Genomic DNA, 14,005 nt, shown 5'->3' with positions numbered 1-14,005 from the left:
AGGAGCTGTACAATGGGCACTGATAAAGACATAGCAAAAGCCTATCAGGCACTGTGGAATAACCGCACTCTCCCGGCTTCAACCCTTGAAGAAGCGGAGAAGGCAATTGATCTTGAACTGCTTGATCAAAGAACACATCCGAGGCTCCGGAAGACACCCGAGGAAAAGTTTGCTCTGGCGGTGCAGCGAATTGTAGATTCCCGGCTGCGGCCGATTGAGAAATATGAATTGGTTGAACTACATACGAAGCGTTTGCAATTTTTAAAAGAAGAAAGAGGGGAGCAGCTATGAAAGCGATCATAAAAGAAGATGTGCAAACTTCTTTAGAGCGATATGCCGATCGTCCTGTATATATCCATTTGGAAACAACGACCGGTTCTTATTCAGCGCATCTGAATGAGAAAAACATGACGGTTGTAGCCTATATACGCAATGCAAAAGTGACGTACCATCAGGCGAAAATCAAAGGAAACGGCCCGTACCGCGTCGGTTTGAAAACAGAAGAGGGCTGGATTTACGCAGAAGGTTTAACTGAGTATACAGTAGATGACGAAGACCGCTTGTTAATGGCAGGGCATCTGCCGGGCGGAAAATTGGCGATTTCGCTTCAAATCAGCGAAAAGCCGTTTACAGTTTAAAGAAAAGGGTGAAAATCATGAAAGAACATGTACTCGTCATCCTGCCTCACCCTGATGATGAATCATACGGAGTGGCAGGGCTGATTGCTTTACACAGACAAAAAGATATTCCCGTTACGTATGCATGCGCAACGCTTGGCGAAATGGGCCGGAACATGGGAGATCCTTTTTTCGCGAACCGTGAAACACTGCCGCTGTTAAGAAAACAAGAGCTGATCGACGCATGCAAAGCAATGGACGTTACTGACCTGAGAATGCTCGGGCTTCGTGATAAAACACTTGAATTTGAAGATGACGAGTGGCTCGCGGATATGATGGAAGAGATTATCGACGATGTAAAACCGAGTCTGATTGTTACATTCTATCCGGAGCACGGCGTCCATCCGGATCATGATGCATGCGGCGAAGCGGTTATCAGAGCGCTTTACAGAAAGAAAAAAGAGGACCGCCCGCGCACGCTTTGCATGGCAATCACCCGCAACAGGGAGGAAGCCGTCGGCAAGCCTGATGTCATTCTTGATATTAAAGAGGTTGCTGATATTAAAATGAATGCATTAAAAGCGCACCGCACCCAAACGGAAGGCATGCTGAGAGAGCTGGAAGAAAAAATAAAAAATAACGAGCCGGTTCTTCAGACATGGTTTGAAGAAGAAGTGTATTGGACATATCCGTGGAAAGACTGATAAAAAAAGGGATAAGGCTGAAATGCCTTATCCCTTTTTTTGTGTCAGATCGGAGGCGATCGCTTCCGCAAGCGAAGACCGTATTGATAAATTTGAAAAACTCAGTCCGAGCTGCACCGCGGTTTGGGCGATTTCAGGACGAATTCCGGATAATGTCGCTTTCACGCCGAGCATTCCGAGTGATTCAATTAAGGTGAAAAGCTGTTGGGCAACCATCGTATCGATCATGGCTACGCCCGATAAATCAATGTACAGCTGCGTGATGCGCTTCTCTGAACACTGGTGCAGCGTATTCTCCAAAATCATTTTGGCTCTTGCCGTGTCAATATCCCCGATCAGCGGCAGCAGTCCGACATTATCAAAAAGCACAATTACCGGCGAGCTCAGCTCGGTGATCAATTCTTTTTGCGCTTCAAGCTGAATGTTTGTGTTTTTATACATTTCCTCTATGAAAATATGAATCACCACATCAAACGATTTAATCAGCGTATGGAATATATCTTCGGCATCTTCTTCTGTCAAGGTGTCTGAATGAAGTCTGGTAAACTGCTTGACATGGCCGACATACAAATCACGAACTCTGATAAACTCGCGAATAATATAATGGATGGGCGTTTTTAAATGTTCTTCATCCCGTGCGGCTTCAAACGCCCACTTTTCCAATGCTGCTGTATATACTTCCTTCTCTTCAGAAAAAATCCGATTGAGCTGATAATTAAACGCCAGATTTTGTTTTTTCAGATTCGTGAGTACAGCCGGGTCAGTAGAAGCATAAACAGAATCAGGATCCGTATCATGAAGGGTATCAAACCATGTCTGACTGATGTCCTCCGCCCGTTCAGTTAAATAATCGTACAGCAGTTTATGTTTTGGCATTGCTGCTCCTCCTTTATGAAATCATCATTTTTTTTACATAATGCTTTTGCAGCTTCATCAGTCTGAAGAATAAACCGACAGCACCTGCGGCAAGTCCTGCAATTAACCCGATCCAATAGCCGTATGCCCCGAGGCCCGTATAAGTGCCGACTGCGTAACCGACCGGAAGCCCGATAATCCAATACGACACAAAAGCCGCGCCGAGTGTATAGTTGACATCCTTATATCCTCTCAGAGCGCCTTGTATCGGAGCTGCTACGGCATCAGAAAGCTGGAAAAACAGCGCATAGATTAAAAAGTGCTGTGTCAACATGAGCACCGCCGGATCTGATGTATACATTCCGGCGATTTGCGGTCTGAACAGTAAAATGAAACCAGCCGTGCATAAAGAAAAACTAAGCGCCATCACGATCCCGATATAGCTGTATGAGCGGGCATCTCTATAGCGATTTGCGCCTGCTTCAAAGCCGACCAAAATGGTCATAGCCATGGATACGCTGAGCGGCAGCATATACAAGAGGGAAGCAAAATTCATTGCCGCTTGGTGGGCTGCAATCGTCACCGTCTGAAAATGGCTCATAAGCAGTGTGACAGCCGCAAAAATGCTCGTTTCAAAAAATACCGCAAAACCGATAGGCAAACCGATTTTCAAAAGCTTTCTGCATTCAGACGGAGAAAAACGGTACAGTTTCCGAAATACAGAGAACTCGGCAAACGGCCCAAATCTGCAGACGATAAAAAAGCTGATGGCGCAAATACACCAATAAGTCAGGGCGGAAGCGAGCCCCGCACCGACTCCGCCCAATGCCGGCATGTTGAATTTCCCGAAAATAAATACATAATTTAAAACAAAATTAATAGGCAATGAGCAAAGCGTAATAAGCATTGTGACTCGCGTTTTGCCGAGTGCATCAATAAACGAGCGCAAAACGGTGTACACAAACAAAGGAAAAATACCGAGGGATAAAAAGCCTAAAAAGTGTTTGGCGATCGTCCGGACACGAGGTTCCAGCCCCAAATGTCCCAAGATCATATCAACGGTGAAAAAGCCGATCAGGATAACCGCCGCACTGAGGACGGCCGCTACATAAACGGCCTGGATGACGGAAAACGGCACTTCCTTTTGTCTGCCGGCTCCAAACAGCTGCGAAACAACGGGCGTAACGGCCATTAATATTCCTGCAAGGCCCGTATAAACCGGCGTCCACAGGCTTGAACCGATTGCAACCCCGGCTAAATCGGCAGCGCTCACTTTCCCTGACATCACCGTATCCAAAAAGGTGATCAGGGAAAGGCCCGCCTGTGTGATTAAAATCGGAATGAAGATATGTAACAGCTGTCTGACCTTTTGGCCGATCGTGTTCGTTTCTCTCAAGTTAGGTTCCCCGTTTCTTTATTTTAACGAGAGAAATTATAACATTTTATGTATAAAAAGCAATGAAAGCCGGCCTACTCTTTTTTATCCGGTTTCGGCTTTTTAAACATCTTGGCATAAATGAATGAAAGTGAAATGACCCCTAAAAAGGTGCAGATATATTGCATCAGCCGTGCGAATTCCATATGATGTGCGCCTCCTTTCATGATTATGGTGCACACAGCGGCGCATATCCATGCGCGCGATGCAGAAAATAAGGGAAAGGAGCTGATGTGACATGCGCCACACTCAAATGACGGAAAGCGCGTTTACCGCTGCCGTTCAAACGTATTTGAAACAAATTACAGAGGATGCCGGAATGATACTGCGGACATTGGATGAAAAAGACCAATGCCTTCTTTGCGAATTAGATGAACTGGGACATACGTTTCAGGAAATGCAGGCTGTCGCTTCGTCGTTTTACCTGCAGACATATATCGAACATTTTACGCCTTCCTATACAGAGCTGGCGAGGGCCGTGCAGCATCTGGCTGAAGAAAAGCACGGAGCGCTGATTGTGATCGAACGTGCAGATCCGCTGGACGGAATAATACAAAAAGGGACCAGCCTGCATGCCGAGATCAGTGCAGCTTTAATTGAGAGTATTTTTTATCCCGGCAATCCGCTTCATGACGGAGCCATATTGGTCAGAGAAAACCGGGTTGTATCAGCAGCCAATGTGCTTCCGCTCACAACAAAACATGTCGATCTCAAATACGGGACGCGCCACAGGGCCGCAATGGGACTTTCGGCCGTGACTGATGCACTCGTGCTCGTTGTTTCAGAAGAAACGGGAAAAATGTCCTTTGCTAAAGACGGCGGACTGTATCCGCTTGTTTCTCCGCGGGCGCTTCATGCGAAATAATAAGAAAATGGGAATATTGTACCCATTTAATATTAATAAGGTGAACATCTTTACCTTTTTCTGTATTGATGTTATCGTTTAAATATACATAAAATTTAAAAGAATAGGGAGTGGAAAGATGGCAAATGTATTGATGATCGGCTTTCCGGGAGAAGGCCATATCAATCCGTCTTTAGGCGTCGTAAAAGAACTGAAGGCAAAAGGGGAACATGTCGTATATTACGGCGTGAAGGAATATGAGAACAAAATCGCGTCAAGCGGAGCGGAATTCCGTGAATATGAAGATTTCCGAAAAGATGAATTCGGAAAAAACGCAACGGGTGATGAACAGCGGGACGCTACCGAGTTTTTGCTATTAATGATTGAGACTTCCAAAAAAGCCGCACTCCGTATTCTTGAGGAAGTAAAAGATGAATCCTACGACTACATCCTGTATGATCATCATTTTCTGGCAGGAAGGCTCGTGAGAAACCAGCTGAAACTGCCGGCATATTCACTTTGTACGACATTTGCAATGAATGAAGCATTTATTAAAGAAGTGTTTTCAAATACAAACCTTGTTTCAGAGGAATCATCTCATTATCCGGCTTATACCGAAGCGGTCAGCCGGCTCAATGAAGAATTCAGCGCAGACATTAAAACGCCGTATGATATTTTCTCAAATGACGGCAGAAAAACCATCGTATTTACTTCAAGAGCGTTTCAGCCGAAAGAAGAAGAGTTTGGCGATTCTTATCTCTTTGTCGGCCCGTCCATTACCGAAAGAGCGGCGGCTCAAGATTTCCCGTTTGAACAGCTTGAAGGAGAAAACGTCCTGTTTATTTCCATGGGCACGATTTTTAACAATCAGAAGGAATTGTTTAATAAATGCTTAAAAGCGGTCAGAAACTTTAACGGAAAAGCCGTCATGTCAATCGGCAAACATCTTGATCCGGCGGAGCTTGATGAAATTCCTGAGAATGTCATTGTCAAGCCTTATGTTCCGCAGCTTGAGATCCTGAAGAGAGCGGACTTATTTATCACTCACGGCGGAATGAACAGTACGAGCGAAGGGCTTTACTACAAAACCCCGATGATCGTCATTCCGATGGGCGCAGATCAGTTCGCTGTCGGAAGCCAAGTGGAAAACACGGGCGCGGGCAAGATGTTTAAAAAAGAAGATGTAACAGCGGAACTGCTCACTGAAGCAATAAAAGAATTGAGCGAAAATCCTGAATATCGGACAAAAGCTTCTGAAATCGGAGAATCCCTGAAAGCGGCCGGCGGAGCACAGCGTGCAGCGGAATTGATAGCAGAAGACGTGAAAACTGCCGAGACCCGGGTTCTGTAATCAGCCGTCACCCGCTTCCTAAAGGAAGCGGGCTTTTTTTGATTGTTTTTCGGGAGGATTTTTCACGCCGTAAAGAGAATTGTATGAAAAACAGACAAGAAAGGTGGAATGTCGCGGAAAAAAGCCATGTTATGAAAATGATTCCAAAGTCTTTTGTGAAAAGTTCTCAATTTATGTAAAATGTGTGGCATTGGTGATGATCTAAGGCCAAATGAATCGGAATTAATGTCGACTTCTGAATGAATCCTGCATAACAGGCGGCGTCCAAAGAAAAGGAACGTCCCTTTCAGCAATGATAAATAGGAGGTTTTTCGTTATATGAAGAAAAAAATCGCAGCCGGTCTGGCTGTATCTGCTGTAATGACTTCAACCTTCGCCGTGCATCCCGCTGAAGCAAAAACCATTCAAGTAAAAAGCGGCGACTCTCTTTGGAAGCTTTCCCGGCAATATCATACAAGTATTTCAGCCCTGCAGGCGGAAAACAAACTGAAATCAACGATACTCCACCCAGGACAGCGGCTGCACATTCCCGACGGCAGCGGCAAAACCGGACAAAAGGGAAAACGAAGCACAGGTGCTTACACAGTTACATACGGAGACTCATTATGGGTGATCGCAAAAAAATACAAAATGAGCGTTTCTGAGCTGAGAAGCCTGAACCGTTTGAGTTCAGATGTCATCTATCCGGGCCAAAAACTGAAAATTAAAGGGTCTGCCGGCGGCACGGACGGAGGCGGCAGACAGACAAAGCCTGATAAAGGCGCATCAGGGACTTACACTGTGAAGCCGGGTGACTCGCTGTGGAAAATTGCCAATCAAACCGGCATCACCATCGCCGAACTGAAAAAGCTGAATCAATTAACATCAGACATGCTGTATCCGAATCAAGTGTTAAAGATCAAAGGTTCTTCACATAACGGAAACAGCGGCAAAACACCGCCATCTCATTCAAACCCTTCTGAGAAGCCATCCACTTACAAAGTAAAAGCAGGCGATTCCCTCTGGAAAATTGCTAATCGGTTCGGCATCACCGCTCAGCTCATCAGAGAAAAAAATAAATTGACAACTGATGTGCTTCAAATCGGACAAGTTCTGGTGATTAACGGAACAGGAAAAACAGAAGATCCTGTGCGGCAGCCGGATAACAAACCGACAAAGCCAAACAAGCCGAATACTCCCGAACCTCCGGTGACAGGGTCAAAGATTGACAGAATGATAGGAGAGGCGAAAAAACATGTCGGCGTTCCTTACCGCTGGGGAGGCAATACGCCTGCGGGCTTCGATTGCAGCGGTTACATCTATTACCTTTTAAATAAGGTAAGCTCTGTTTCCCGTCTGAGCACGGCCGGATATTGGAATACGATGAAACATATCAGCCAGCCGTCAGCAGGCGACTTTGTCTTCTTTACGACATATAAAGCGGGTCCTTCTCATATGGGAATGTATTTAGGCGGAGGAAATTTTATTCACGCAAGCTCCTCCGGGGTTGAAATTTCAAACTTAAGCAACCCATATTGGAAAAAAGCGTATTTAGGAGCGCGCAGTTATTTTTAAAAAAAGCCTTTCGGGGCTTTTTTTGTTTACCATTTTCACGTTTTGACAAGACTGATGGGTAAAAAAACAAGGGGGAGGAAGCATGAATCGTCTCTTGCTTTTTCTCATGCTCGCATCAATTACGCTTTGCGGCTGCGGGGGGAGACCCGCTCCTGTTCCGCCCAAAAAACATGGGGAAAGCCGCGCATTGGAAGCATCTGCATACCGTGAGCATGCCGGACTCATCAATCAAAAAGGAAAAACGATCGGATATATTGAAGTGAGGGAATCTGATGATGAAGGGTCAGACATTCATATATCAGCGGGGCATCTGCCGCCCGGCACTTCTCTCGGATTTCATATTTATGAAAAAGGGACTTGTCAGGCACCTGATTTCGAATCAGCCGGGGGACCGTTCAACCCTTTGAACAAAGAACACGGCTTCAACAATCCGATGGGTCATCACGCCGGGGATCTCCCTAATCTTGAAGTGGGGGCTGACGGTAAAGTGGATGTCATTATGAACGCGCCGCAAACTTCATTAAAAGAAGGGAGCAGACTCAGCCTGCTCGACCGGGACGGAAGTGCGTTCGTCATTCATGAACATACGGACGATTATTTGACAAACCCGAGCGGAAATTCCGGAGCCAGACTCGCCTGCGCTCCCCTGACAAAAAGCGCCCGCAGGGAATGAGCCCTTTTGTATTGAGTATACAAGGGCTTTTTTAGTATACTCGGTTATGGAATACAAATGGAAAGGAAACATCACCTATGACTTCAGAATTACAGCACCTATCACTTCCGGAAGATATACAAAACAAACTGCAGGCTTATCAAAATCATCCCGTTTCCCAAGAATTCCGGGATTTAATCGGATCATCAGGCTATGAAGCCGAAGATAAAGCGATTGTATTCGATGCCGTCATCGCTTTGACAATGGGAAAAAATATCTTATTAAAAGGACCGACGGGTTCAGGGAAAACAAAATTGGCGGAAACGCTTTCGAATTATTTTCATAAACCGATGCACAGCGTCAACTGCTCCGTAGACCTCGATGCAGAAGCGCTTGTCGGCTATAAAACGATTGAAAATGAACAGGGACAGGCGACAATTGAATTCGTTCCCGGACCTGTAACAACCGCAATGAACGAAGGACATTTTTTATACATTGACGAAATCAATATGGCAAAGCCTGAAACCCTTCCGATTCTAAACGGCGTGCTTGATTACAGAAAAATGATGACAAATCCCTTTACAGGAGAAGTGATTAAGGCAAGCGAAGGATTCGGTGTTATCGCCGCGATTAATGAAGGCTATGTCGGCACCGTTCCGCTGAACGAAGCCCTTAAAAACCGTTTTGTCATCATTGATGTTCCGTATATTAAAGGAAGCCTTCTGAAACAGGTGCTGACCTCTCAGTCTGTCTTAAAAGATGAGAAATTAATTGAGCGTTTTATGACGCTGTCTTCTGATTTAATCGCACAAGCGCATAACGGACAAGTGTCAGAAGAAGCGGCGTCCATCAGGGCTCTCATTGATACGTGCGACTTGGCTGCGTACATCCCGCCGAAACGGGCGATTGAAAGAGGCATCGTGGAAAAACTTGACGACGACAGGGAAAAAGCCGCTGTCAGAAATATTGCAGAAACGCTGTTCGAATGAGGGACATACAATGAAGTTTATCAAATTTAATGACAGCACGATTGATTCGTTTTTGTTCATGATGCTGACTGACCTGGCCAAAACACTGACCAGAAGCAGTGAAGTTGAAGTGGAATATGGCGTGCAGTCTTACTACAATCCCTTTGAAAAGAAAATTTACATGAGCCACTTTTGGAAAGACCGATCAGCCGGGGATATGGAAGCCGGCCTGAAAAGTGATGTCTATTTGCGCGCTGTCGGAACACGCAGCAGCTCATTTCGGGAATTTGCGGGGTTTTTAAATGACGTTCACCGGCACTTTACCCGCCAAAGCTTTGCCAAGCAGCTGTTTATGCTGCTTGAGGATATCAGAATTGAAGAGCTGATCAAAAAAGAACGGCCGGGAACGAAACGTGTTTTTCAGAAGCGGAGGGAGATGTACAGGAAATATTTCACGACGCAGCTGACATTGAATTTAGAACGGAGCATTTTCACCGACGCTTTGTATTGCGCGATGTTTGTCAAGCTGACGGCTGAGTCTCCGCTTGAAGGCATTCCTTCCATGCATGAACATATTGATATGATGATACCGTATATTGAACGTCAGCTCATTCGGGTGTATGAGGCGGATTCTACGGAACAAATTGCAAGAATAACGGAAGACCTCATGGAAGGCCTTGATGAAGTGCTTGAGAAAGATATGCTGAACACGTACTTTTTTCTGCCGGAACTTGATTACGAAAAAGCGGCTGAAGAGCCTTTATTCGAAAGCGTAAAAAAAGCGCCTTCGTTAAGTGACGATCTCACGCTCCCTGAGTCTTCCGACGGAGATGAAGAAATCCTTGAAGAGAAAATGAATACGTGGCACCGGGAAACCGAAGCGCCGTCAAAAAGTTTCCTTCAATTTGATATTGAGCACGGCGCGAAATCAGATCTTGGGAAAGACGCGGCCAGAGAAGGCGATGACGGTGACCAGGCGCTCGGCTCCGTTCAAGGTTCCGCACGTCAGACGAAAAGAGAGGATTACTCCAAACTGGAAGCGCTTGAATCCATTCAGGATGAACATGAGGGCGCTGGGCTGGCTGACGGAAAAGAAAACAAATTTGCCTTCCCGGTTTATCAAACGCCTCATAAAGCGTCTCCTGAAGAGGAGCAGTCTTATAAAGAACAGGCAAAAACGATAGAATCATATCAAAAACGCCTGAAGCAGATGATACAAAAAACACTTGAGCACAAAAAAACGCTCCCGCGGACCGACCTTCACGCAGGCCGGCTGAATCGCAAACTGATCCGCTATTTTACGGAGCGGAACCCGCGCCTTTTCTATAAAAAGCAGGACCCGTCTTCAGACATTGACGCCGTTTTTACATTGCTTGTCGATTGTTCGGCCAGCATGTTCGACAAAATGGATGAAACCAAAAGAGGGATCGTTCTTTTTCATGAAGCCTTGAAATCAGTGTCCGTACCGCACCAGATCGTCGGATTTTGGGAGGATACGAACGAAGCGACCGAAACGAGCCAGCCGAATTTCTTCAATACCGTCATTCCGTTTGAAGAGTCGCTGCTGCAGGCGGCGGGTCCGCTGATCATGCAGCTTGCGCCTGAAGAAGATAACAGAGACGGATACGCCATCAGACAAATGACGAAACAGCTGATGAGGCGGAGTGAGGCGCAAAAATTTTTAATCGTGTTTTCAGACGGAGAGCCGGCAGCATTCGGATACGAACAAAACGGCATCGTCGATACGAGCGAGGCTGTCATCGAAGCGAGAAAAAAAGGGATAGAAGTCATAAATGTTTTTCTGTCCAATACTGCGATAGAAGAATCACAGATGAAAACCATTCAGGATATGTACGGAAAGTACAGTATTTTTGTTCCGGATGTCGATCAGCTGCCCGATGTGCTGTATCCGCTCTTGAAAAAACTGCTTCATAAAAGCATAGGATAGGCTTTTTCCTATGCTTTTTCGCTTTTTATTTTAAAATGATTTAATTTTTTCGGTATTGATCTGTTTTTTTTACTATTTTGTGAACAATCAAGGTAGAATCCAAACGCAATCAGTGGTAAAATATCCTTGGAAGCGTTTTTATTACATAATTTTGGGCACAGCGTTCAAAAGTTATTTCAAGATAGTGAATTGATCACTTGATTATCTAGGTTGGGGGTAATATTCAAATGTTTCAAAATAATATGAAACAAAGAATGAATTGGGAAGATTTTTACGGACCGAACCTCGGCTATGCACTGGAGCTGTACGACCAATATGCTGAAGATCCAGACAGCATTGATCCGGATCTGAAAGACATGTTTGACGAACTCGGCGCTCCGCCAAGCCAAATAAAAGAGGCATCGGGAACAAAGGAACAGGGACGCGTCACCGCAGATCTGATTCAAAAGATCGCAGCAGCAGTTAAACTTGCAGAAGATATTCGAACCTATGGCCATCTGAACGCTTCCGTCAATCCGCTCAGAAAGGATCCGAAAAAGAGCGAGCTCTTTCCGTTATCCGAGTATGGGCTTACAGAAGAAGAAATGAAAGCAATACCCGCGTCTGTCATCTGTAAAGACGCACCTGCCAATATAACAAACGGCTTAGAAGCCATCCAGCATTTACGCAATACCTATAAAAGAACCATCTCCTTCGAGTTTGACCATGTGCATGATTTCGAAGAGCGCGCATGGATTACAAAAATGGTCGAATCCGGAGAACTGTTCCGGAAAAATTCACCGGAAAAACTGTCAGCCGTTTTAGAAAGACTGACGGAAGTAGAAGGATTTGAACAATTTTTACACCGGACATTCGTCGGTCAGAAGCGTTTCTCAATTGAGGGGTTAGACGCGCTTGTGCCGGTTCTTGACGACATTATCGCCCAGTCTGTGAAATCGGGCACAACCAATGTCAATATCGGGATGGCGCACAGAGGCCGTTTAAATGTGCTTGCGCATGTGCTCGGCAAACCGTATGAGATTATTTTCTCAGAATTCCAGCACGCGCCGAATAAAGACCTTGTGCCGTCTGAAGGATCGACCGGCATCAGCTACGGCTGGACGGGCGATGTAAAATATCACCTCGGTGCAGACAGACAGCTTCAGGATGCTGAAACCAAAAGCGCGCGGATTACGCTTGCAAATAACCCGAGCCACTTGGAATTCATCAATCCGATTGTTGAAGGAAGCACGCGGGCGGCACAGGAAACAAGAACGCAAAAGGGGTACCCGGTTCAAGACGAAACAAAATCGCTCGCCATTTTAATTCACGGTGACGCAGCGTTTCCGGGAGAAGGCATTGTCGCCGAGACGCTGAACTTAAGCTCTCTGAAAGGCTATCAGGTCGGCGGGGCCATTCATATCATCGCCAATAATATGATCGGCTTTACAACTGAAAGCGATGAATCACGATCCACGAAATATGCCAGTGATTTGGCGAAGGGCTATGAAATTCCGATCGTTCACGTCAACGCGGATGATCCGGAAGCATGCCTGTCAGCCGTTAAATTTGCGGTTGAATACCGGAAGCGGTTCAATAAAGATTTCTTAATCGATTTAATCGGGTACAGACGGTACGGCCACAATGAAATGGATGAGCCGTCAACGACACAGCCGATGCTGTATGACGCCGTCAGAAAACACCCGACTGTCAAGCGGATCTTTGCGGAAAAACTCGTAAGTGAAGGTCTGATCAGCGAGGAAAAAGCGCAAAACATCGAAACGGCAGTGACAAAACGAATTGAAGACGCCTATAAAAAGGTGCCCGCCAAAAAAGAAGACGCCGTACGGGAAATTGAATTGCCGGAACCAGTGTCCAACGGTTTTCCAGACGTTGACACAGCCATTGACTTTGATGTTCTCCGCAAGCTGAACGGCGAACTTATCAACTGGCCGGAATCTTTTAACGTGTTCGGCAAGCTGAAAAGAATCCTGGAAAGACGTGCAAAAGCGTTTGATGATGACCGTAAAGTTGAATGGTCATTGGCTGAATCGCTTGCGTTTGCTTCCATTTTGAAAGACGGCACGCCGATCCGGCTGACCGGACAGGATTCAGAGCGCGGAACGTTCGCTCAAAGAAACCTTGTGCTGCATGACAGCGAAACAGGAGAAGAATTTGTTGCCCTCCATCACTTAGACGACTGCGCTGCTTCATTTACGGTGCATAACAGCCCGCTCTCTGAAGGATCGGTTCTCGGCTTTGAATATGGATACAACGTGTATTCGCCTGAAACGCTCGTGATGTGGGAGGCGCAATACGGGGACTTTGCCAATGCGGCTCAAGTCTATTTTGATCAATTCATATCTGCAGGACGGGCAAAATGGGGACAAAAATCAGGACTGGTCATGCTGCTGCCTCACGGTTACGAAGGGCAGGGCCCTGAACACTCCAGCGGCCGCGTCGAGCGGTTCCTGCAGCTGGCGGCGGAAAACAACTGGACGGTGGCCAACCTGACAAGTGCGGCTCAGTATTTCCATATTTTAAGAAGACAAGCGAAAATGCTGCTTCGTGAGGAAATCCGCCCGCTTGTGATCATGACGCCGAAGAGCCTGCTGCGCAACCCGAATACGGTATCTGAAGTGCAGGAACTGAGCGAAAGCAGATTCAAGCCTGTCTATGAGCAGTCCGGTCTTTCCCATGCTTACGAAAAAGTGACTCGCGTCGTATTATCAAGCGGAAAAGTGTCAATTGATATCAGCGATCACTTCAACAAAATGGAAGGCGATAAGGATTGGCTTCATATTGCCAGAATCGAACAGCTGTATCCGTTCCCGGCAAAAGATACGAAGGAGCTTTTCGCCAAACTGCCGAACCTGCAAGAGATCGTTTGGGTTCAGGAAGAGCCGCAGAACATGGGGGCATGGAGTTATATCAGCCCGTATCTGACGGAAATCGCGCCAAAAGGAGTAAATGTCCAATACATCGGCCGAAGAAGACGATCCAGTCCCGCAGAAGGAGATCCGACAGTCCACAAAAAAGAACAGGAACGCATTGTATCTGATAGCTTGACTCGCAAAAACTAAGGGGGAAATGAAAAA

At 46.1% G+C, this 14,005-nt stretch carries 12 protein-coding genes; 10 read left to right on the top strand and 2 right to left on the bottom strand.

Features of this window, described 5'->3' with window-relative positions:
• Positions 1 to 12: 12 nt before the first annotated feature.
• The 3 genes from OTK50_RS05420 to bshB2 are packed head-to-tail and all read left to right on the top strand — an operon-like array spanning position 13 to position 1,321.
• Complete coding sequence (locus tag OTK50_RS05420) at positions 13 to 291, top strand: hypothetical protein (RefSeq protein ID WP_007611981.1); 279 nt, start codon at positions 13 to 15, stop codon at positions 289 to 291.
• Positions 288 to 638, top strand: coding sequence for a YojF family protein (locus OTK50_RS05415; RefSeq protein WP_007611980.1), 351 nt, complete (start codon positions 288 to 290; stop codon positions 636 to 638). The genes OTK50_RS05420 and OTK50_RS05415 overlap by 4 nt, the downstream gene beginning before the upstream one ends.
• Before the next feature lie 17 nt (positions 639 to 655).
• Positions 656 to 1,321 carry a bacillithiol biosynthesis deacetylase BshB2 gene (gene bshB2, locus OTK50_RS05410; protein ID WP_007407961.1) on the top strand — a complete coding sequence of 222 codons (666 nt, stop codon included), beginning with the start codon at positions 656 to 658 and terminating at the stop codon, positions 1,319 to 1,321.
• Between the two features lie 27 nt (positions 1,322 to 1,348).
• On the opposite strand, the gene OTK50_RS05405 is transcribed toward bshB2, so the two are convergent.
• Positions 1,349 to 2,197: an STAS domain-containing protein gene (locus OTK50_RS05405; protein ID WP_007611979.1), complete on the bottom strand. Its 849-nt coding sequence runs from the start codon at positions 2,195 to 2,197 to the stop codon at positions 1,349 to 1,351.
• Positions 2,198 to 2,210: 13 nt separating this feature from the next.
• On the bottom strand, positions 2,211 to 3,572 hold the full coding sequence (locus OTK50_RS05400; protein WP_224223591.1) for an MATE family efflux transporter: 1,362 nt from the start codon (positions 3,570 to 3,572) through the stop codon (positions 2,211 to 2,213).
• 277 nt (positions 3,573 to 3,849) lie between these two features.
• Between OTK50_RS05400 and cdaS the strand changes: the two genes are divergently transcribed.
• The 7 genes from cdaS to sucA all read left to right on the top strand — a co-directional run bounded on the left by cdaS (position 3,850) and on the right by sucA (position 13,990).
• Positions 3,850 to 4,476 (top strand): sporulation-specific diadenylate cyclase CdaS, encoded by a 627-nt coding sequence (gene cdaS / locus OTK50_RS05395; protein ID WP_224223590.1) that lies wholly within the window; start codon positions 3,850 to 3,852, stop codon positions 4,474 to 4,476.
• A gap of 118 nt (positions 4,477 to 4,594) precedes the next feature.
• A complete protein-coding gene (locus tag OTK50_RS05390; protein ID WP_130570895.1) occupies positions 4,595 to 5,806 on the top strand; it encodes a macrolide family glycosyltransferase in 1,212 nt (403 codons plus the stop codon).
• A gap of 318 nt (positions 5,807 to 6,124) precedes the next feature.
• Entirely contained in the window at positions 6,125 to 7,360 is a 1,236-nt protein-coding gene (locus OTK50_RS05385; RefSeq protein WP_224223589.1) for a LysM peptidoglycan-binding domain-containing protein, read from the top strand.
• An 82-nt stretch (positions 7,361 to 7,442) separates the two neighbouring features.
• Entirely contained in the window at positions 7,443 to 8,033 is a 591-nt protein-coding gene (locus OTK50_RS05380) for a superoxide dismutase family protein (protein ID WP_044802212.1), read from the top strand.
• 77 nt (positions 8,034 to 8,110) lie between these two features.
• Complete coding sequence (locus OTK50_RS05375; protein WP_003153758.1) at positions 8,111 to 9,001, top strand: AAA family ATPase; 891 nt, start codon at positions 8,111 to 8,113, stop codon at positions 8,999 to 9,001.
• A gap of 10 nt (positions 9,002 to 9,011) precedes the next feature.
• A complete protein-coding gene (locus tag OTK50_RS05370) occupies positions 9,012 to 10,928 on the top strand; it encodes a vWA domain-containing protein (RefSeq protein WP_044802214.1) in 1,917 nt (638 codons plus the stop codon).
• A gap of 227 nt (positions 10,929 to 11,155) precedes the next feature.
• Positions 11,156 to 13,990, top strand: a complete 2,835-nt coding sequence (gene sucA, locus OTK50_RS05365) for a 2-oxoglutarate dehydrogenase E1 component (RefSeq protein WP_224223588.1) — start codon at positions 11,156 to 11,158, stop codon at positions 13,988 to 13,990.
• Positions 13,991 to 14,005 lie beyond the last annotated feature (15 nt).

It is taken from the genome of Bacillus sp. NEAU-CP5, assembly GCF_026420705.1.
GTDB classification, from domain to species: Bacteria; Bacillota; Bacilli; order Bacillales; family Bacillaceae; genus Bacillus; species Bacillus velezensis.
Note: the sequence above shows the minus strand (reverse complement) of the source record. Positions and strands in the feature narration are given on the sequence as shown.

What these genes read in the sequence shown, in the direction of transcription:
- OTK50_RS05415 (WP_007611980.1), top strand. Translation starts at nt 288, where the DNA reads ATGAAAGCGATCATAAAAGAAGATGTGCAAACTTCTTTAGAGCGATAT.
- cdaS (WP_224223590.1), top strand. Translation starts at nt 3,850, where the DNA reads ATGCGCCACACTCAAATGACGGAAAGCGCGTTTACCGCTGCCGTTCAA.
- OTK50_RS05375 (WP_003153758.1), top strand. Translation starts at nt 8,111, where the DNA reads ATGACTTCAGAATTACAGCACCTATCACTTCCGGAAGATATACAAAAC.
- OTK50_RS05370 (WP_044802214.1), top strand. Translation starts at nt 9,012, where the DNA reads ATGAAGTTTATCAAATTTAATGACAGCACGATTGATTCGTTTTTGTTC.
- sucA (WP_224223588.1), top strand. Translation starts at nt 11,156, where the DNA reads ATGTTTCAAAATAATATGAAACAAAGAATGAATTGGGAAGATTTTTAC.
- bshB2 (WP_007407961.1), top strand. Translation starts at nt 656, where the DNA reads ATGAAAGAACATGTACTCGTCATCCTGCCTCACCCTGATGATGAATCA.
- OTK50_RS05420 (WP_007611981.1), top strand. Translation starts at nt 13, where the DNA reads ATGGGCACTGATAAAGACATAGCAAAAGCCTATCAGGCACTGTGGAAT.
- OTK50_RS05380 (WP_044802212.1), top strand. Translation starts at nt 7,443, where the DNA reads ATGAATCGTCTCTTGCTTTTTCTCATGCTCGCATCAATTACGCTTTGC.
- OTK50_RS05405 (WP_007611979.1), bottom strand. Translation starts at nt 2,197, where the DNA reads ATGCCAAAACATAAACTGCTGTACGATTATTTAACTGAACGGGCGGAG.
- OTK50_RS05385 (WP_224223589.1), top strand. Translation starts at nt 6,125, where the DNA reads ATGAAGAAAAAAATCGCAGCCGGTCTGGCTGTATCTGCTGTAATGACT.
- OTK50_RS05390 (WP_130570895.1), top strand. Translation starts at nt 4,595, where the DNA reads ATGGCAAATGTATTGATGATCGGCTTTCCGGGAGAAGGCCATATCAAT.